The organism is Bradyrhizobium sp. HKCCYLS3070 (genome assembly GCF_051167575.1).
GTDB lineage: Bacteria > Pseudomonadota > Alphaproteobacteria > Rhizobiales > Xanthobacteraceae > Bradyrhizobium.
In genome coordinates this window covers 112,769-132,274 of the sequence record NZ_JBNPTI010000010.1, presented here as the reverse complement: position 1 = coordinate 132,274, position 19,506 = coordinate 112,769, and the positions used below count along the sequence as shown (strand labels likewise).

Sequence of the window (19,506 nt, the reverse complement as noted above, 5' to 3'; positions counted from 1 at the left end):
GCGGTGCGCCCCATGATCAGCAGGCCGCACCGTCGCGTGACCTCACAGCGTCTTCAGGTACTCGATCAGGTCCCAGCGCTCGTCCTCCGAGAAGGCACCGCCGATGATGCCGTTCGGATAATCCTTGTTGGGCTTCGTCGGCCCTTCGAAGGAATGGCCGAGCGTGCTGTTGCCCTTGATCGGCTTGCCGCTGGAATCGCTGGTCACGAACAGCGTCTGTCCGACCTTGCACGTGCTCTCGCCGCCCTTCGGCACGGCGAAGCCGACCGGCTTCGGGTCATAGTCGCGCGCGCCCTGGCAGAACGATGTCGGCCGCTCGGCAGCCGGCGTCAGCAGCCAGTACAGCGACGGCACCGAGCCGTTGTGCAGATAGGGTGCGGTCGCCCACACGCCGTTGAGCGGGCGGGCGCGATAGCTCTTGCCGGCCGGGTTGGGGCAGTTCCTGCGATCGCCCCACAATGCGGCCCGCTCCGCCTCGGAGATCTTGCGGTCCTCCATCCATTTGTCGCTGGCCTTCTGCACGACGGCCATCAGCGCCAGCGCATAGGGCATCTCCGTGGTCGAGCCCTGCGGCAGGTTGCAGCCCTTCAGGTCCTTGGCCGGATCGACCTCGAGGAAGCCTGCCACGTTGACCTTGCGGTTGGCGAGAATGCTCGCCTGTCCGGGGTCGGTCTGCATCGCCTCGACGGGCTTCTGCACGAGGTCGAGGATCGGGCCCTTGGCGTTCCAGCCCTTGCTCTCCCAGTCATCGGCCGGCTTGATCTTCCAGAAGCTCTTGTCCGGATAGGTCTTGTCGAACACGGTGTCGGCGACCGGGCCGAGATGGCACTCGACACAGACAGCCGCATAGAGCTTACGGCCGCGTTCGACGCGGGCCGGATCGATCTTCCAGGCGTCGTCGCCGGCGAACAGCTTCTCCGGCCATTTCGGCGAGGTCAGCCCGCCGAACGCGGGCGTCGTGGTCGCGAACGGATCGGGACCGCGCAGCATGTTCTCGATGTAGAGCAGGTTATCGATCGCCATCGACGAGCGCCACAGTCTGTCGCTCGCGGTCTTCGGTGAGAAGTTGATCTGTGCGGAGACGCCGAGCGCCTCGCCGGCATTGCGGATCAGGGGCTGCGCGATCGATCCGTCATATTGCGCCCAGGAGAACCACGGCACGGTCCAGATCGGAGGGTAGGACACCGGCGCGTCGATGGCCTCCTGGTTGTCGAGCATGTTGGGCAGACCGCTCGAGGCCATGTCGAGGTAGAATACCTGGTTGCCGATGCGGTTCAGCGCGTCGAGCCGGCCGAAGCCTTCCTCCGTCTCGGTCTGGCCCTTGGCTTCGATCGTGGTCTTGTAGTTGTTGGCCTGCATGTTGAGCGCGAAATCGATCGCGGCCTTCAGGCCCTTCTTCAGGCTCGCGCGATCGGCGTCGGACGCATTCGGTCCGAGCACGCGATCGGCAAAGCGCGTGAAGCGGCCGGGCACGTATTGCGTGAAGATCATCGCAAAGCCCATGGCCTCTTCAAGCTTGCGCAGGTCGACCATGCCGGGGCCGCCGTCGAAGCGTACGCTCACACCCTTGTAGTGGATGCTGCCGGAGTGACAGGCCGCGCAGGTCAGGCCGATCTTGTCGGACTGCGCGGCGCCGGTGGCGGGATCGGTCGCGCCGGTTAGCCGGGCAAAGCCGACCGGCAGGCCGCCTTCGTTGCCGGCCGGGGTCGGCTTGAGGCCGGCGGGCAGTGGCGCTGCGGGCTCGGTCTTGGCAGCCGTCGCGGCGTAGCCGAACGGCCGGAGGACGCTTGGGTCGCCGTCGACGCTCTTCGGGCTCGGGATGAAGCCGAAACGTTCGAGATAGGCGCTGTCGGAGATCAGGCCGGGCGTGCCGAACGGCGCCAGATAAGGCTGCTCCATCGCCATGAACCAGGCGTAGGGAATCGGGAAGGTCGCGGTGCCCTGCGTCACGTGGTGAAACCAGTGCCGGTCCTGCGTGGTCCAGCCCTGATCGAGCCAATAGGCCGCCCTGGTCGGCTCGGTCTCGGGCAAAGCGGGCGGGATCAACGCCGCGACCTTCTTCGGCAGAACCTTGCCGAGCTTGTCGCTGACGGCGTCGGGCGCGGCCACCCAGGCGAGTAACACGGCGGCGCCGGCCAGCACTGCCGTGCCCACGAGCGCCTTGCCGATACGCCAGACGATGTTCGCGGGCTTGGGCTTGGCCATCAGCCGCGCGGCGATACGCTGCGGCAGGCGGCGGTCGACGAACAGCGTGCGGACCTCGGCAACGGAGAGATAGCGGCCGTCGCCCTCGCCCTTGCCGAGGATGTTGAGCAGCACCGGCCATTCGCCCTGCATCAGAATGGGGAAGTACCAGCGCGCTCGGTCGCCGTCGCGCGTCAGATTGGCCTTCATGAAAGTCTGGATCTGCGCCTCGTTGAGGCCGCGCTCGGTGCCCCCGTTGGGATCGGGATAGTCGCTGCCGAAGCTCGCGAACCGGTCGATCTCCTCGGGATGAACCTTGGCCTCGGCGTCGAGAATGCGCGATCCGCCGCCATGTTTGTCGAGCGGGCCGTTGCGCAACTGGTCGAGATCGGCGCCGGACCACAGGCTCTTCAGCAGCCGCAGCGGCGACAGGCCGTTCGCGATCAGCGCAACGCCAAAGGTCTCGATGCCGACGAGCCGCTTCTTGAAGCCGGTCTCGCCGCTCGCCGCCTCGACCCGGTCGCCGATGGTCTTCAAGGGGACGCTGTGGCCGTCGACGAAGCCGCCGGCGACGAGCGCGCGCAGGAAGGGACACGGGTTGTCGGACGAGACCGGAAGCTGTCCGGGCAGGGCGTCACGGGCGCGGGCGCTGTCTTCTTGCATCGAAGAACATCCTTGGAAAGCACCTGAGTGATGAAAACGAAATCACGCAAACAAACGAGGGCGACGCCGAATTGCGCCGAGGAACGGGCGGATCGGCCGCCGTCTGAACGCTACAATGCAATCGTGAATGATTGGCGCAACCCGCCCAAGTGTCAACCTCAAGTCGCGATCGCGCTATTCGCCCGCGAACTTGGCCTTGGTGTCCACCAGGGTGAGCTTGGTCAACGGGATGCCGGCCTTGGTGAGGCCGTCGCGATAATGCGCGATGTCGGCGGGATTGCGCCAGCGGATGTTGCTCAGGAGGCGCTCGATCGTCATCCACGGATGCTGGCTCAAAAGTGCCGCGACGGCCTCGCCCGCTTCGACCGAGCGTCCGAGCTGCGCCAGCGCGGCGGCGCGGATGGCGAGGCACTGCAGATGGTTCGGGTTCTGATAGTGCGACTCTCGCGCCCAGGACAGCGAGGCGTCGTACTGGCCGAGCATGTAATGGCTGAACGCGCTCAGCACCGACCATTGATAGCGCGGATCGCTGTTGCCGCGCTGGGCCGCCACCGAGAACAGCTCGATCGCCTGGCGGTGCTCGCCGGCGACGAGATGGCAGACGCCGAGCACGCCGCGCGCGCCCATGTCATAGGGATTGAGCTGCAGCGACTTGCGCGCCGCCTCCATCCCGGCCTCGACCCGGCCCTGCATGGCATGGACATAGGCCAGCAGCGAATAGGAGAAGGACGAGCGGGAATCGAGCCGGACGCCGGCCTCGGCCAGCGCCATTGCCTCGTCCCACAGCTCCCGTGAGTTCCTGATCCAGCCGAAATGGATGCCCTGCAGCAGGATGGTGCCGAGATAGGTGTGGGCGATCGCAAGACCTGGGTCGATCCTGATCGCCTCGCGGAACAGCGCGATCGAGCTCTCGTAGTCGGCCTTGGTCGGCTGGTAGTAGTGCGACAGCCCGCGCAGGAAGCGATCCCACGCCGTGAGGTCCGTGGTCTTGGACCGCACCGGCACCGCCGCCTCCGCGCGATAGATCTCGGGGATCAGCGCGGTGCAGAGGTTGGCGGTGATGTCATCCTGCACTGCGAACAGGTCGCCGATGTCGCGGTCGTAGCGGCCGGCCCACAGCTGCTCGCCGTTCTCCGGCGCGACCAGCTCGGCGGTGACCCTGATCTTGTCGCCGGAGCGCCGCACCGAGCCCTGGATGAGATAGGTCGCATCGATCTCGCGCGCGATCAGGCGGGCGCTCATGCCGGCATGCTTGAAGGCGAAGGTGGAGTTGCGGCTGAGCACCCGGAAGAACGACTGCAGCGACAGCGCATGGATGAGGTCTTCGGCCAGGCCGTCCGAGAAGTATTCGTCGGTCTCGCCGCTGAGATTGGCGAATGGCAGCACGCCGACGATGGCGGTGCGGTATTGCGCCGGCAGGGTCGTGGCGGACCGCTGCTCGCGGCTCTTCTCCGGCGAGGACGGATCCCAGGTCCAGACGTTGATGGTGTCTTCGATGTTCTTGAAGCGGAACGGCCCGCGGTCGACGAAGGTGACCGTGAGGTGCTTGCTGGCTTCCTGGTAGGCCTTGTGGGAGACGGCAATTCCGCCGGGCGGTGCTGCGGCTTCAAGCCGCACCGCGGTGTTGACGCCGTCGCCGAACACCTCGTCCTCATCGAAGATGACGTCGCCCATGTTGAGGCCGAGGCGAAACTGCATCACCCGGTCGGCCGGCAAATGAGCATTGCGCTCGGCCATCAGCTTCTGCACCTCGACCGAGGCCGCGATGGCGCCAACGACGCTCGGAAATTCCAGGAGAAACCCGTCCCCTGTGTATTTCACGATGCGGCCGCCGTGATTGAGGATGATCGGGTGGATGGCGCCGCGATGGGCCTTGAACGCGGCATGGGTTCCCGCCTCGTCGGCGCCCATCATCCGCGAGTAACCGACCACATCGGCACAGACAATCGCGGCCAGCCGTCTCTCCATTCCGTCTTTGCTCCTACTCAGGGCGATACCACGGCAACAGCGGTCGAATCCAATCAATTTGCGGAAGCAATGTGTAGGCCATGTGGCGGGCCGGCGACATTGGACCCGATTGGCTCAGGTCAGCCCGGCCTTGATCAGTCCGTCGCGGTAGTGGTCGATGTCGTCCCGGCGTTTCCATCGGATGTTCTTGATGTGGCGGTCGAGCGTGAGCCAGGGGTATTGCGCGTGCAGCACGTCGACGGCGTCGCCCGCCTGGTCGATCGCACCAAGCTGCGCCAGGGTCGCCGCGCGGATCGTCAGCGCCTGCAGATGGTTCGGGTAGAGAAACAGCTCCTCGCGGGCCCAGGACAACGCCGCCTCATAGCGGCCGAGCAGGTAGTGGCTGTAGGCATTCAGCGCCGGCCATTGGTAGCGCGGATCGCTGTTGCCGCGCTGGGCCGCGATCGAGAACAGATCGATCGCCTGCTGATGCTCGCCGTTGACCATATGGCAGAGCCCGAGCACGCCGCGTGCGCCCATGTCGTAGGCATTGAGCTCGGTCGCCTTGCGCGCCGCCTTCATGCCGTCGTCATGGTCGCCCTGCATGGCCTGCACGAAGGCCAGGATCGCATAGGCGAACGAGGAGCGCCCGTCGAGCCGCACGCTGTCCAAGGCCAGATTCTTCGCCTCCTGCCAGAGCTCGCGCGAGCCCTTGATCCAGCCGAAATTGATGCCCTGCATCAGAATGGTCGCGAGATAAGCGTGCGCGAGACCGAGCGTGGGATCGAGCGCAATGGCTTGCCGAAACAGCGAGATGGAGATCTCGTAGTCGGCCTTGGTCGGTCGGTAGTAGTGCGACAGACCGCGCAGGAAGCGGTCCCATCCGGTCGGGTCGGTCGCCGGCGCGCGGACTGGAATCGAGGCTTCGACACGATAGATCTCCGGCATCAGCGCCGCGCATAGGCTGGTGGTGATCTCGTCCTGCATCGCGAAGAGATCACCGACATCGCCGTCATAGCGACCGGTCCACAATTGAGCGCCGGTCTCGGGCGCGATCAGCTCCGCCGTCACGCGGAGCTTGTGACGAGAGCGCCGCACCGTTCCCTGAATCAGGTAGGTCGCGTCGATCTCGCGTGCGACCAGGCGGGGATTGAGGCCGCGGTCCCTGAAGCGAAACGTCGAGGTGCGGCTCAGGACACGAAAGAACGATTGCAGCGACAGCGCATGGATCAGGTCGTCCGCGAGCCCGTCGGCGAGATAGGCGTCGGCGTCGTCGGAGAGGTTGACGAATGGCAGCACGCCGACGATCGCGGTGCGATATTGCGGCGGCAGGCCGGTGACGCTCGTCCCGGCCCGGATCGCCGCCTCGCTACCCGGCTCCCATGTCCACGCCTGCACCGGCTCCCGCAGGTTCTTGAACTGAAAGCTTCCGGCGCTGGTCAGCTTGACGGGGAGTTGCAGGCCGGCCTCCTCATAAGCCTTGGCCGAGACGGCAACACCGCCCGGGACGGCGATCGATTCCAGATTGACGGCGACATTGATGCCGTCGCCGAAGGCCTCGCCGTCATCGACCGTAAACTCACCCTGATGGATTCCCAGCCGGAAGCGCATGTTGCGGTCGGACGGCAGATCGGCGTTGCGCTCCGCCATCAGGGACTGCATCTCGATCCCGAACTGGATGGCGCTGGCGGCGTTGGCGAATTCCAGCAGAAAGCCGTCGCCGGTGTGTTTGACGATGCGGCCGGCGTGGTTGAGGATGATCGGATGGATGGCGCCGCGATGAGCCTTGAAGGCGGCGTGCGTGCCGTCCTCGTCAATCCCCATCATGCGTGAATAGCCGGCGACGTCGGCGCAAAGGATGGCAGCGAGGCGTCTTTCCATCACATCGTGCTCCCGCCTCGCGCATACCACGGCCGAGGCGGCCAAATCCAACGCTTTTCCAGAACCCATCGCGGCACCTCGCCATGCGGCCCCGCGCCGGCCTCTGCGGCGCGAGACGGCAATGCCGAGGCCAGGTATGGTTAGACCGTTATTGTTAGGAAATGTTCAATCATGCTCGGCATTCACGATCTGCCTTTGTTTCTCGTCTCCGGGCTGCTGCTCAACATCACGCCGGGTCCCGACACCGCCTACATCGTTGGCCGCAGCGCGCAGATGGGCTGGCGCGGCGGGGCCGCTGCCGCCTTCGGCATCAGCACGGGCTGCCTGGTTCACGTGTTCGGAAGTGCGATCGGGCTGTCGGCGCTGCTCACGGCCTCCGCGACGGCCTTCGCGACGGTGAAATGGGCCGGTGCGGCCTATCTGGTCTATCTCGGCATCACGCAGCTTCTGGCGCGGCGGCCGGACGCCGCCAGGGCGAGTGATGCGACGTCGAAGCCGGTGGTGACGCTGCGCCAAGCGTTCTGGCAGGGCGCGCTCACCAACATCCTCAATCCGAAGGTCGCGATGTTCTTCCTCGCCTTCCTGCCGCAATTCGTCGCAGCCGAGGCGCCGCACAAGGCGATCGCCTTCCTGCTGCTCGGCACGATCTTCATCGTCAACAGCACGATCTGGTGTCTCGGCGTCGCCGTCGTCGCGGCCCGTGCAGCGCGCCGCGTGCGCGACTCGTCCGCCGCGCTGCTCTGGCTCAACCGCACGATCGGCGGGCTGCTGATCTATCTCGGCGTCCGGATCGCGATGCTCGAGGCGCGCTGACTTACCGGAGCAGCTCGACGACCGCCGTGCCGGCGAGATACAGGCCGAGCAGGATCATGGCGATCAGGAACACACGGCGGAACGCCTCGGCCGGCAGTCGGGATCGCGCCGCTTGGCCCGCGAACATGCCGACAAAGGCGCAGGCCATCGCGACCGCGCCGGGCAGGGCGGTGGCCGTGCTGAGCAGGCCGGAGCTCGTCAAGTTGAAGGCCAGCGTGACCGTGGCGACCGTGAAGAACACGCCGAGGGCCTGGACCAGCTCGTCCTTCTCGAGCCCGATCGCCTGCATGTACGGTACCGAGGGCACGACCTGCACGCCGGTGGCGGCCGAGATCAGCCCGGTGACGAGGCCGACGATGCCGCCGACCCATTTCTCGTGCGGCGGCGCGACCTTGAAGGCGAGCTTGGTGAGACCGAGCAGGGCATAGAGCATCAGTAAGACGCCGAGCGCGACGTTGCCCCAGCGGGTCGGGGCATGGCTGAGCGCGCCGGCGTTGAGGCAGATGCCGATCGCGGTCCCCAGCATCAGCGGCCACAGGCGCCTGGCGATATCACGCAGATAGGGGCCGGCGAAGGTCTGCCAGATGTTGGTGATCACGGCCGGTACGATGACGATGGCGAGCGCCCGGCCCGGCGGCATGGCGACCGCGAGCAGTCCGACCGAGATGGTCGGCAGGCCGAGGCCGAGCGCGCCCTTGACGAAGCCGGCCAAAGTGAGCGCGAAGGCGATGAAGATGAGGATGGGGTCGATCATGGTCGGCACATTGACCAGACTGCGCCGACGACACAATGTGGAGGTTACGGAGCAAGCCTTCGTCCAAGGCTGAGGCAGGATGACCATGCGTTTCGATCTGGTCGATCTCAGGCTGTTCATTGCCGTGGCCGAGGCCCGCAGCATCACCGGCGGCGCCGACCGGGCGCATCTGGCGCTGGCCTCGGCGAGCGCGCGGATCAAGGGTCTGGAGGACGCGTTTGGCGTCGAGCTGTTCAAGCGCGGCCGGCGCGGCGTGGAGCTGACCGCGGCGGGCGAGAGCCTGCTCGATCACGCCCGCATCATCATGGCCAATGTCGAGGCCATGCAGGGCGAGCTCTCGGGCTTCGCATCCGGCCGTCGCGCCAACGTGCAGCTGCTCGCCAACACGGTCGGCCTCGCCGAGCATCTGCCGAAGGCGCTGGCGGCCTTCCTGCGCGAGCATCCCGACATCAACGTCGATGTCGAGGAGCGCGAGAGCACCGAGATCGCCGAGGCGATCGTGTCCGGCAGAGCGGATCTCGGCTTTGCGGCGGAGCACGCGCTGCCCGAGACGATCGAGCGCTTCGCCTTCGGCGAGGACCGGCTGATCCTGGTGGCCGGACGGCGCAGCCCGCTCGCAGCGCGCCGACAGATCGACTTCAGCGAGACTGCGGGGGAGGATTTCATCGGCCTCACGCAGGGGACGGCGCTCAACGTCCATATCGGCCGGCACGCCGCGCGGCTCGGCATCCGCCAGCACGTGCGGGCCAGGCTGCGCGATTTCGACGCGATCTGCCAGATGGTGGCGGCCGGGATCGGCATTGCCGTGGTGCCGGAAGCGGCGGCGCGGCGTTGCGCGCGGTCGATGCCGATCAGCCTCGTCGCGCTGCGCGACGCCTGGGCCGATCGGCGGCTCGTGATCTGCGCCCGCAGCTTCAAGGCGCTGCCGCGTCCGGCGAAACTGCTCGTCGAGCATTTGCGCCGGGCCGCCGCGTGAGGCGCCCGACGACCGGCCGGATGTCTCCGTTCCGCGCGAGAGGCGGGGAGCCAAGCCGGTGGAGGCGGGCTCAGCCCGCTGCCAGCCGCTTCAGCGCCGCTTCGTGGACGCGCTTGTCGCCGGCGGCGACGATCCGGCCGCCGTTCTGCGCCGGGCCGCCTTCCCAGTCGGTGACGATGCCACCGGCGCCGTTGATGATCGGGATCAGGGCGGCGATGTCATAGGGCTTGAGCTCGGTCTCGATGACGAGATCGAGATGGCCGGCGGCCAGCATGCAATAGGAGTAGCAGTCACCGCCATAGCGCGACAGCCGCGTCTCGGCCTCGACCCGGCCAAAGGTGGCGCGATCGGCCTCGTTCATCAGCAGCGGGCTCGTCGTATAGCACACCGCATCCCCGAGACGCTCGCAGCGCCGGACCGAGAGCCGGCGCTCGCCGCCGCCGTTCTTGTAGTTGGCGGAGCCGTTGTCGCCGGCGAAGCGCTCGCCAATGAAGGGCTGGTGCATCATGCCGAACACCGGCGTGCCCTTGTGCAGCAACGCGATCAGCGTGCCCCAGGTCGGGAAACCGGCAATGAAGGATTTGGTGCCGTCGATCGGATCGAGCACCCAGACGTAGTCGGCGTCCTCGCGCTCATTGCCGAACTCCTCGCCGACGATGCCGTGCTGAGGAAAGTTCGCCTTGATCAGGCGGCGCATCACGGCCTCGGCGGCCCGGTCGGCCTCGGTCACCGGATCGAAATCGTGCCGGCTGCTCTTGTTGTCGACCAGCAGCGAGGTCCGGAAGAACGGCAGGATGGTTTCGCCCGACGCGGTCGCCAGACGACCGATGAAGGCGGAGAAATCAATGACCGTCACAACGCGTCCTTGGGTGAGGGAATCGGGTGGCTCTAAGCCCGGTTATGCCTAGCTCAAAGCGGTCGGGGGCGCATCCGGATATGGAACACCAGCGTGGCATCATGGATACCGTTTGGTGTCCGGCCGCGCTGGCCGGGCGCGGTTGAGCCGTCGTGGGCCCCTGATGTGAAAGTGAAAGCGAAACCGGCGTCCCTCTCCGATCGTTTGGATTCTCCAATCAAGCCATTGACTTCTATGATGAAAAGAAGGGCTGTTTCGCGCTGAACGCAACCCGGCCTATGTTTTTTTGCATGGAGAAAGGCGGAAAAACTCTTGCGCTTTGTGCAGCGCGATTGCATATTGTTGCGGTGCGGTAGCGCTTCGCGTTATCGCTGCCCTCCTTGGGCGTTTCCTCCCTAGACTTGGGCCGCTTGTCATTCAAGCGGCCCTTTTTTTGCGCCGACGCCACCGGCCGAAATCGCTCGGACCGAACGCGCAGTCCTCTATTCCGCCGCCGCCTGGAACGGCCCGAGGTCGCCGAGCGGCACCGTCGCCAGCACCTCGGCGAGCACGGCGAGATCGGAGGCGACCTGGGCGAAGCGCGGTCCGCGCTCCCTGCGGCGCTCGTCCATGTAGATCGCGCGGTTGAGCTCGATCTGGATCGCATGCAAGCCCGTGGCCGGATTGCCGTAATGCTCGGTGATGAAGCCGCCGGCATAGGGCTTGTTGCGGCCGACCGAATAGCCGAGCCGGCCGAGCACGTCCTCGACCAGGTCCGGCAGCAGCGACGCGCAGCTCGTGCCGTAGCGGTCGCCGATCACCATGTCGGGCCGGCGCGGCTCGTCGCGCGAGACGCCGACCGACGGCATCGAATGGCAGTCGACCAGCACCACGGTGCCGAACTGCTGGTGCACGCGGTTGATCAGCCGGCGCAGCGCGCGGTGATACGGCTTGTACAGCGTCTCGATCCGGTGCAGCGCCTCGTCGACGCTCAGCCGGTCGCGATAGATCTCCTGGCCGTCGCCGACCACGCGCGGGATCGTGCCGAGGCCGCCGGCCACCCGCATCGAGCGGGTGTTGGCAAAGCTCGGCAGCCGCCCGGTGAACATCCGCGGATCGAGCTCATAGGGCTCGCGATTGACGTCGACATAGCAGCGCGGGAAATGCACGCGAACGACCGGAAAGCCGCGCAACAGGAGATCGGCGATCAATTCGTCCATGAACGAATCTTCGGAGCGCCGCAGCGCCGGCAGATCGATTCGCGACGCCCTTAGGAAATCGTCGGGGTAGGCCGATCCGGAGTGAGGGGAATTGAAGATGATGGGCGCGCGCCATTCGGTCGGCTCCATGATCTCGAACGGCGGCAATTCGCCATCAAAGTCCGTCATCTCTGGGCGCCGTCCCCTTGGTCACGTGCGTCGATGTCACGTCCGTTGATGCGCCGGTATCCTCCGGCCGATTCGTTCTGGACAACGCAGGCACTGCTCTTGCCAACGCGCATCTTCGATAATCCGAGCCGGTCTGCCAAGCGAAAAGCAATGAAAAAGTTCATCTCGCGTTTGGAACAACTCTGAGCTGGCGTGCTGCTTCGGTCGAAGACCGCACCTTCAGCCCTCAAAATGCCTTGCCGATGTCGGATCAAAAGGCGCAATCTTTCACCCGAAATTTACCGCCCGTCAGGCTTAGTGGCGGCAACGCTCCGCCTCTCACCCGGACCAGACAACCCCTCGCCATGCACAAAATCCTGCTCGCCGAAGACGACAACGACATGCGCCGCTTCCTGGTCAAGGCATTGGAAAATGCCGGGTTCCAGGTCTCGCCCCACGACAACGGCATGTCGGCTTACCAGCGGCTGCGCGAGGAGCCGTTCGAGATGCTCTTGACCGACATCGTGATGCCGGAGATGGACGGCATCGAGCTGGCGCGCCGCGCCTCCGAGCTCGACCCGGACATCAAGATCATGTTCATCACCGGCTTCGCCGCGGTCGCCTTGAACTCCGATTCGGAGGCGCCCAAGAATGCCAAGGTGCTGTCCAAGCCGGTGCACCTGCGCGAACTCGTCAGCGAGGTCAACAAGATGCTGGCGGCCTGAGCCGCCAGGGACACACCTCCGGAACTGGCGGATTATTCCCAATTTCGGCATTTTGCGTCCTTGCCTGCCTGCGTGGGAGCCGATATAGGGACGCCCACCCGAACGGATATTGGATTAGGGCACGTAGCTCAGCGGGAGAGCACTACCTTGACATGGTAGGGGTCACAGGTTCGATCCCTGTCGTGCCCACCATCGGCCGATCCGGCCGGTGACCCAGCCTAGTTCGATCCCACGATCATTGAAGATCCTCTGACGTCGAAGCCAAGGATCAGCCGTGGCTCGCGTCGCGGGTCCGCCAGCCCCAGGGCAGGGCGACCATAGTCGTGAATTCATGCGTCTGTCCTTCTGTCGCCGCGTCGTCCTGGCCGGGCTCGTCCCGCTTGCGCGGCCGCTTCGGCGCGGCAAAGGCCCGGCCATCCACATCGCGGGGCTTGCCCAGACAAGGGTGGGATGCCCGGGCGCTTCATCGGCGGCCTGCTGATCGTCGGACGGCTGTGTCGGTGGATGCTGCGGTCTGGATTTTCAGACATGGCTTCGCTGTCTCGCGGCGCGCTTTGCGTCCGAGCTGTTCTGATCGACCACCCTCTTCGTCGAAGAGGGCACGGGGAATGCCGGGCGCTGGCCGCACCCGTGGCCCGCCTGCAGAAAAAAAGCAGGCGGCAGTCACCACAGGTTCAGCCGAGAACACCCGGCATTCCCCGCGCGATGGTTTTGACGGCTGCTTCGCGATCTCCCCGGTGCGCCGGGCTTTCTGGCCACCGTATCGCACAACGTGCTTGCGCACATTGCGCTGGGCATCAGCATCGGGATGCCAGGACCACGCGACTTGACCGTGCGCATCGACGTCGTTCGTCGGCGCGGCTCAGCCACGCTGCAACATCGACACGCCCACCGCATCCCGCCTCGACGTTCGTGACGACCGCGAAGCGCCCCTCTTGTGAGACGGGACGGGGAGATAGAAGCATGAATTCTGGAAAAAAGAAACAAGAATCTTCATGCTCGGGAGACTGGACAGAGACATGTGTTTGAGGCCGCAGTCAAAACGAGTTTTTCTGGCGTAGGCGATCTGGATGCGGATGAGGGGCAAAGAGACGACCGCGCGCCAATGCCGACAAGACCGGCTCCCCGATCTGAACCGGACGAAAGCACTTGGCGCACTCTATTGGAAGGTCGCCGTTGTCATGCGAACGACCTCCAGCAAGAGGGTTAGACGGAGTGTGCCGCAGGTACGACTTTTACCATCTCGTTTTTGAGATCAAGTCCCTTCCATATTTCGAGTTCATCAGAGTCTTCATAGGCAATGCAGAGGCAGACATCGTCTCGCCCACCGGTTCTACGGGCAAATTCGATGCTGTGAATGGGGGCAGAGATAGATAGCGAAGAGTTTAGCGGCACGCTGACGATCATGCCGGCCTGAATCTGCCCACCTGCCATCTCGCCAGCCAGAACAAACAACCGGCGACTTTCAAGGGCGAAGGTCTCGTTCACACGAAAGCTGAACATCAGGAAGACCTACATCATGATATCGTGCTTGTCTCTTCCTTGCTCGAAACAGACATTGATAGCAGTCCCCAACTTGCTTCAGAACACGTCGATCGTCGGAAACCGTGGCTCTCCGGTGATGCAATCCCAGAGGTAGGCGGCGAGGCCGACGTCGCCGGTCCATAACGAATAGCGTCCGCGGCCGGCGACCATCTGGCCGCCGCGAACCTGCACGATGGCGGTCATCGCGAACTGGCGCGCGCGGTCGAGCCAGACCGGGTCGTGGGTGCGGCGATAGAGCTTGAGGAAGGCGTAGCCGTTTCCGCCGGTGCCGTGGCAGAGGTTCGAGCCCTTGGTCAGTGGTCCGGCGGCCCAGGTGAAGCGTCCGCCGTCCAGCAGCAGCGCGTCGAAGTCCGGCGTCGCGAACGGCGCGTCGGCAAAGGTCGTGACCATGCCCGGGGCACCATGACAGTGCTGACAGAGGAACAGCCGCTTCTCACGCTTGCTTCGCGGTCCCCATGTGGTTCCGATGTCATAGCGCCATGCGTTGGCCGCGAGCGCCTTCGGGACGAAGGCGGCCACATGAGCCCGCTGGGCCGCCGTCAGCCAGTCCCATCCGAGCAACAGCGGGATGACGTTGCCGGCAAAGCCATGAACGGGTCCGAGAAAGCGGTCCTTGGCGCCATATAGATCCTGGGTCCAGAGCGGGCCCTGCGGTGTGTCCTCCAGCTCGGCCAACAGCCGTGCCGCCTGCCCCTCGAACAGGCGGCGCCAGCGCGCTTCCCCGGTCATCCCCGCCATGTGGACCGCCGCGACCATCGACCCCGGCAGGCCCCACATCAGCTCCCGGATCGGCAGCTCGTTGTTCTTCTCGGCGTGCCAATGAATGAGGTCGGCGAGGCTCGACAGTGGCGTGAGCCGCATGGCGAGCAGGGCGGCCCCCATCTCGCCACGGAGCAGCGAGCCATGTTTCTCGTAGTCGGCAGGCGAATTGGCTGCGTGGTCGATGACCGTCCGCTCCATCAGCCTGGACAGCACGGGGCGGAAATCCTTGGTCGCTCGGGTTGCGCCGACACGATGCAGGTAGTCGAGGGCCCAGATCACACCCGCGGCGCCCTTGTAGAAGCTGGGATCGCCGTCGGCGGTCCCGTCGTCGCTGGGGTGGGCCGGCCAGAAATGATCGGGATCGAATTGGGCGATCGCATCGGCCGCGATGTCTTCGATCGCGGCCAGGGCAATCGCTTCGTCCCAGGGAGTCTGGACCAGCGGCCGATGTCGTCCCAGGGTGATCATCGTGTCGGGCTCTCGGGTGCTGTCCGTCGGTCGCGTCAAGCAGGCAGGCCGCGGGGCGCATGATTGGCAACCAGCCTATCCAAAAGCCTGCCGTCGGTACACCATCGGTCCTATCGGATGATGGCTCGAGACGATGCCCAAGGTCCGCGGGGAATGAACATGCGCGAGACCCTTTCGATACGGTGCTACATCGCCGCGCCTCGGCCGGCGGTCTATCGAGCGCTGCTCGATCCGCGCGCGATCGCAAAATGGAAGGTGCCGGACGGGATGACCTGCGACGTGCATGCGTTCGACGCCCGTGAAGGCGGCGCGTTGCGGATTTCGCTTACCTATGACGTGCCGACCGGGACCGGCAAGACGACGGCGCACACGGATACGTATCGCGGTCGCTTTGTGAAGCTCGTCCCGAATGAGCAGGTTGTCGAAGTGGACGAGTTCGAGACCACGGATCCTGCGCTACGCGGCGAGATGACCATCACGATCACGCTCGCCGATGCGGATGGCGGGACCAAACTCCTTGCCACGCATGATGGACTGCCCCGTGGCGTATCGCCCGCCGACAACGAGGCCGGCTGGCGGATGGCGCTCGCGAAGCTCGCGGCGCTCGTCGAGGCGCGATAGGCCGGGCGTTCCGCTCATGCCCGCGGCAAACATGGGTATGCCGATCACCGGCCGCCGTTCACCGACGCGGAGCAAGAAAAGACCGATCAGAAAAAGCCGTGGCTCAGATCCGTCCCGTAGGTCAGCGCCATCGCCGACACCAGCAATATGGCGGCACAGAGCAGAAGGAACTGTTTGAGCAGTTCGTGTTTCGTACTGTCGGATGCTTCGGAAAATGCCTTATGAAATGCCTTGGTCAGAGCCGTCATTGCGACCTCGATCTCCTCCCGCCCTTGAGTAGGTCAAGGCAGCAGGCAGAAGGTTCATCTCGGCACAGATGCTGACCGGCATTGGACGCGAAAGTCCCGGCTGGACGAAGGCCGCCCGGTCTCCTAAGGCGCGGCGGCGGCAAGCCCGAGCAGGACGACGAAACCGCCGATCGGCGGCAAATGCTGGACATCGCAGTGGCGTAGGACGGTCGCTCCTGCCGCGGCAATGAGCGCCGTGCCAAGCGCCAGGCCGACGGTGGGACGGTCGCTCAGTGCTTGATCGCCATCCAACCGCCTTCTTGCGAGATCCGGAGCCGCACGCTTATTGAAACACCTTCACGGTGCGACGCTGTTTGGTGGAGACGGTCCAATTGACGTCGCAGGAGTCACCCGCGTTGATGCTGAGCGTCACGTTGAAGCAGACCTTGCTTTCGTCGGCGACCGCGCTCTTTCCGGTAAAGCACCCCGGACGTGTTTCGGAAAAGGAAAGAGCAGCGGTATCGGGTATCAGCTCCCAACCTGCGTCCGCCGCAGCGCATGTTTGCACCGGGCCTGCTGATTTGCCGACCGGCGCGCCTGTAGGATGATCGAGATGCATAGGTCCGCCATTGACCGATATGCTTTTTGTCTGCACGATCTCCTTCAAGACCGGTGGTGGAGGTAACGAAACATCATTTGCAGCGAGACTGAGCGACGGCATCTGTACGACGGCGACAAATTCCGAGTTTGGTACTCGCTTGAAGACGTAGATCCGCTCTCCGGGACCGACGCTAGCCTCGACGATCTTGTCTTTCTGGTCGCCGACAACGCCAAACGACTCTCCGCCAATGACCTGAATGATGAGGGGATTGGGGTTCGGGATCGCGCTCTTAGGCTCGAAGCGGATTCGTAAGCTGACGATCTGCTGGCTGGGGCTCTTGGTCACCACAGCGATCAGGGGCGATCTCGACTGAAGGCAGGCCGTGTAGGCGGCAAGGCCATTTTCATCGACGCCAGACGTCACCAGATGCTTCGCTTCGTCAACGCTATAGTTGAACCGCGTCTCTTGGTACATGCTGGCGCGCTTTGCCGCGAAGCTCTTGAAATCTCCAGCGAAATATTCGGGGATGATTGCGGAGGCAGACTTCTTTGCCTCTTCATAGTTCGCCTCATTGATCAACTTGAGTTGGGCGAGCATGACTGCAAGGGAAGAATCCTCGATGCGCATCGCCTTGAAAGCTTCGATATTGCAATCGCTCGCCTCACTGAAAGCCGCGCCCGAAGATCCCAACAGGGCCACGACAACAAAAATCGCAAGTCTCACGACAATTCTCCCTTTTCGAATGAGATTGAAGGGGCCAGAAAAGAATGTTTTGGTGAAATCGTGAGGCCAACGAAAAGTCGGCCATCCAGTGTCATCAGATTGCGCCTTGCCAACAGCCAAAGCAATATCAAAACGCGTCGCAATCTCTGCCGGCAGCCCCGCCGTCAGGCGTCTCGAAGCGAGCAAGTGCAAAGGAACGAATTCATCAGCTGCCCGGATCGGCAGTTCGTCGTTCTTCTCGGCGTGCCAATGAATGAGGTCGGCGAGGCTCGACAGTGGCGTGAGCCGCATGGCGAGAAGGGCGGCCCCCACCTCGCCACGGAGCAGCGAGCCGTGTTTCTCGTAGTCGGCAGGCGAGTTGGCTGCGTGATCGATGACCGTCCGCTCCATTAGCCTCGACAGCACGGGGCGGAAGTCCTTCGCACGGCCTGTCGCACCGATACGGAGCAAGTAGTCCAGCCCCCCAGATCACCCCCGCCGCGCCCTTGTAGAAGCTGGGGTCACCGTCTGCCGTCCCGTCGTCGCTGGGATGGGCCGGCCAGAAATTGTCGGGATCGAACTGGGCGATCGTGTCGGCTGCAATGTCGTCGATCGCGACCCGAACGGCCGCTTCGTCCCAGGGGGTCTGGATCAGCGGCCGGTGGCGTCCGAAGGTGATCGTGATGTCGGGCTCCCCTGTGCTGCGCGCATCTCATCAGCTCGTGACTGCGGCCCATGCCGCCATCGCCTTGAATGGGAGAACCGATCGATCCCAGCAGCTCGGTTGTCAGGTGCTGTCAGCCGCACGACTGAAGTCGAGCGCCATGTGCGCCTCGTCGTAGTATCGGCCGCCGTCCTTCGCGGCTTTCAGCTCCAGGCCAAATTCCACGAAGCCGATGCTTTCGTAGAGCCGTCGCGCCGGCACATTGTCCTGGACGACGATCAGCTGAACGATCTCGACCTGCTCGCGCGCGACATCCAGGATGTCATTCGCCAACAGGCGCGCGAGCCCGCTCCGTCGAAAGGCTGGCTTAACGTACATGCCGAACAGCCGGCCCTTATGGGCGTGCTTCGGCCCCTGCTGGACGACGAAGCCCAGCGTGCCGACAAGCTCGCCGTCTCGAAAGGCGCCGAGGGTGTGGGTGTCCTCGAGCCGCCTGGCGAACCATTCGACGCCAAGCCCGTTCTCCAGCTCGAAGGTGCTGCCCATCGATTCCGGGCTGATCGTCAGCGCCTCCAGACGAAGGGCCTTGAAGCATGCCGCATCGTCGGCCCGCAGGCGCCGGATCGTTGCAGCAGGGCTCATGGACCGGCTTTCCATCGTCCTCGCGTGAAAAAATCTTCGCGTGAAAGCGCCGCCCTTGGGCGGGCGCTTCGCCGCATGCGCGTGCTCGACTCCTCGGCCTACGGGCCTTCACAGGCCGACATGCCAGCCGGCCTGCAAACAATGCGGCCTGCCGCAAGCGCAGGCCGCCAGACGTCACCTCACAGGAGCTGACCTCAGATGAGGCCGAGAGGTGAAGCCATCAAACTACTGGGCGCGCTTCAACCGCTTGATCTCGGCGACCTGAAACTTGCCGCCGGCCAGCAGGCTGCTGCAATGCAGCCAGACCTTGTTGCGATCCCAGCCCAGGAACGCCTTGGTCTCCGCACAGTCCGCGTAGTGCTTGTACCTGAGGGTGTCGGAGCAGGTCGTATCGAAATGCGAAAATTCCTGACCGGACAAGCTGCATCCGACCCAAGGCGCATTGCCCGACTTGAAGCTGGTCTCGCAGCCGCCGTTGCAGCTGCTGGCGGCTCTCTCCAGCTTGGCGATCCTGGCTTCCACGGAGTCCGGCGCAACTGACGGCGCGCGCGCCGTCGACGACGCCGTCGACCGCGTGCGGCGCGAGATCCCGGTGTCGGCCGTGGTCTTCGACCTCTGGAGCTTTGTCGCCTGCTTCGGTGCGTCGACCGTTACGCCCGGAAGCGAGGGGGCGGAGCCTGGTGTGATTTGCGATGCGGCAGGACCGCACAGCAGGACGGTTGCCAGCACGGCGGCAGCCGAGGACACGACGACACTCGACGACAATCTCATAACAATATCCCTTCAGGGACGAACCTGCCGTCCCAATACATTGTGACCGCACTATATTACCTATCCGAAAATGGGAAACTTGGCTACTCAGCGCCGAAAAAATTTTGCGAATGATCGTCGTTTGCATCGCGATCGGGTGATGTGCCGACGACGCATCCAGAGACTGCCGTGTCGCGATGGGACGCGATTTTCGGATCGACAGAAATGCGCGCAGGCTGGGCCGGGGCGGTTGGCCTGATGTCACCCGCCGGGAGGCGGAGCTATCAACGCAGTGCGGCAATAGGCTTCCACGCGGCATTGAAAGCAGGCCGCGTCCCGCGCGGCAGGCTGCAAGTTCCTTGTGGAGCAGCTTCGCTGG

17 protein-coding genes and 1 tRNA gene are annotated in these 19,506 nt (G+C 64.6%); 6 read left to right on the top strand and 12 right to left on the bottom strand.

Translation table 11 applies throughout. From position 1 onward, the window contains the following. Positions 1 to 42 precede the first annotated feature (42 nt). The 3 genes from ACQR03_RS25725 to ACQR03_RS25715 form a co-directional block, all read right to left on the bottom strand. Positions 43 to 2,847, bottom strand: a complete 2,805-nt coding sequence (locus ACQR03_RS25725) for a di-heme-cytochrome C peroxidase (RefSeq protein ID WP_434841657.1) — start codon at positions 2,845 to 2,847, stop codon at positions 43 to 45. Positions 2,848 to 3,021: 174 nt separating this feature from the next. After that, a complete protein-coding gene (locus ACQR03_RS25720; RefSeq protein ID WP_315716569.1) occupies positions 3,022 to 4,815 on the bottom strand; it encodes an adenylate/guanylate cyclase domain-containing protein in 1,794 nt (597 codons plus the stop codon). A gap of 114 nt (positions 4,816 to 4,929) precedes the next feature. Then, positions 4,930 to 6,675, bottom strand: coding sequence for an adenylate/guanylate cyclase domain-containing protein (locus ACQR03_RS25715; protein WP_316201637.1), 1,746 nt, complete (start codon positions 6,673 to 6,675; stop codon positions 4,930 to 4,932). Between the two features lie 171 nt (positions 6,676 to 6,846). Here ACQR03_RS25715 and ACQR03_RS25710 point away from each other — a divergent pair, with 171 nt between their 5' ends. Then, entirely contained in the window at positions 6,847 to 7,488 is a 642-nt protein-coding gene (locus ACQR03_RS25710) for a LysE family translocator (RefSeq protein WP_316193598.1), read from the top strand. A 1-nt stretch (position 7,489) separates the two neighbouring features. Here ACQR03_RS25710 and ACQR03_RS25705 read toward each other — a convergent pair whose 3' ends face one another. After that, positions 7,490 to 8,242: a sulfite exporter TauE/SafE family protein gene (locus tag ACQR03_RS25705; protein ID WP_316193599.1), complete on the bottom strand. Its 753-nt coding sequence runs from the start codon at positions 8,240 to 8,242 to the stop codon at positions 7,490 to 7,492. Between the two features lie 85 nt (positions 8,243 to 8,327). Between ACQR03_RS25705 and ACQR03_RS25700 the strand changes: the two genes are divergently transcribed. After that, a complete protein-coding gene (locus ACQR03_RS25700; protein ID WP_316171344.1) occupies positions 8,328 to 9,218 on the top strand; it encodes a LysR substrate-binding domain-containing protein in 891 nt (296 codons plus the stop codon). Between the two features lie 70 nt (positions 9,219 to 9,288). Here the strand turns inward: ACQR03_RS25700 and hisN are convergent, their stop codons facing one another. Both hisN and ACQR03_RS25690 read right to left on the bottom strand, forming a co-directional pair. Continuing rightward, entirely contained in the window at positions 9,289 to 10,074 is a 786-nt protein-coding gene (hisN, locus tag ACQR03_RS25695; protein WP_315716573.1) for a histidinol-phosphatase, read from the bottom strand. 482 nt (positions 10,075 to 10,556) lie between these two features. Then, positions 10,557 to 11,441 carry an N-formylglutamate amidohydrolase gene (locus ACQR03_RS25690; RefSeq protein WP_315716574.1) on the bottom strand — a complete coding sequence of 295 codons (885 nt, stop codon included), beginning with the start codon at positions 11,439 to 11,441 and terminating at the stop codon, positions 10,557 to 10,559. A gap of 344 nt (positions 11,442 to 11,785) precedes the next feature. Here ACQR03_RS25690 and cpdR point away from each other — a divergent pair, with 344 nt between their 5' ends. Together cpdR and ACQR03_RS25680 are read left to right on the top strand one after the other, a co-directional pair. After that, a complete protein-coding gene (gene cpdR, locus ACQR03_RS25685; RefSeq protein WP_006610087.1) occupies positions 11,786 to 12,145 on the top strand; it encodes a cell cycle two-component system response regulator CpdR in 360 nt (119 codons plus the stop codon). A gap of 117 nt (positions 12,146 to 12,262) precedes the next feature. Next, positions 12,263 to 12,337 (top strand) — tRNA-Val (locus ACQR03_RS25680). 1,014 nt (positions 12,338 to 13,351) lie between these two features. Here the strand turns inward: ACQR03_RS25680 and ACQR03_RS25675 are convergent. Both ACQR03_RS25675 and ACQR03_RS25670 read right to left on the bottom strand, forming a co-directional pair. Next, the gene (locus ACQR03_RS25675) at positions 13,352 to 13,648 is read right to left on the bottom strand and encodes a hypothetical protein (protein ID WP_316173110.1); all 297 of its coding nucleotides are present in this window, start codon (positions 13,646 to 13,648) and stop codon (positions 13,352 to 13,354) included. Positions 13,649 to 13,726: 78 nt separating this feature from the next. Further along, positions 13,727 to 14,920, bottom strand: coding sequence for a lanthionine synthetase C family protein (locus ACQR03_RS25670; protein WP_315753326.1), 1,194 nt, complete (start codon positions 14,918 to 14,920; stop codon positions 13,727 to 13,729). 159 nt (positions 14,921 to 15,079) lie between these two features. Here ACQR03_RS25670 and ACQR03_RS25665 point away from each other — a divergent pair, with 159 nt between their 5' ends. Continuing rightward, complete coding sequence (locus ACQR03_RS25665; protein ID WP_315716594.1) at positions 15,080 to 15,541, top strand: SRPBCC family protein; 462 nt, start codon at positions 15,080 to 15,082, stop codon at positions 15,539 to 15,541. Positions 15,542 to 15,627: 86 nt separating this feature from the next. Here ACQR03_RS25665 and ACQR03_RS25660 read toward each other — a convergent pair whose 3' ends face one another. The 4 genes from ACQR03_RS25660 to ACQR03_RS25645 all read right to left on the bottom strand — a co-directional run bounded on the left by ACQR03_RS25660 (position 15,628) and on the right by ACQR03_RS25645 (position 18,797). Continuing rightward, complete coding sequence (locus ACQR03_RS25660; RefSeq protein WP_315716595.1) at positions 15,628 to 15,789, bottom strand: hypothetical protein; 162 nt, start codon at positions 15,787 to 15,789, stop codon at positions 15,628 to 15,630. A 322-nt stretch (positions 15,790 to 16,111) separates the two neighbouring features. Further along, the gene (locus ACQR03_RS25655) at positions 16,112 to 17,482 is read right to left on the bottom strand and encodes a hypothetical protein (RefSeq protein WP_434841658.1); all 1,371 of its coding nucleotides are present in this window, start codon (positions 17,480 to 17,482) and stop codon (positions 16,112 to 16,114) included. A gap of 376 nt (positions 17,483 to 17,858) precedes the next feature. After that, entirely contained in the window at positions 17,859 to 18,377 is a 519-nt protein-coding gene (locus ACQR03_RS25650) for a GNAT family N-acetyltransferase (RefSeq protein WP_315825432.1), read from the bottom strand. A 225-nt stretch (positions 18,378 to 18,602) separates the two neighbouring features. Then, complete coding sequence (locus ACQR03_RS25645; RefSeq protein ID WP_315716598.1) at positions 18,603 to 18,797, bottom strand: hypothetical protein; 195 nt, start codon at positions 18,795 to 18,797, stop codon at positions 18,603 to 18,605. Between the two features lie 55 nt (positions 18,798 to 18,852). Between ACQR03_RS25645 and ACQR03_RS25640 the strand changes: the two genes are divergently transcribed. Then, positions 18,853 to 19,194, top strand: coding sequence for a hypothetical protein (locus ACQR03_RS25640; RefSeq protein WP_434841659.1), 342 nt, complete (start codon positions 18,853 to 18,855; stop codon positions 19,192 to 19,194). The last annotated feature ends 312 nt before the right edge of the window (positions 19,195 to 19,506 follow it).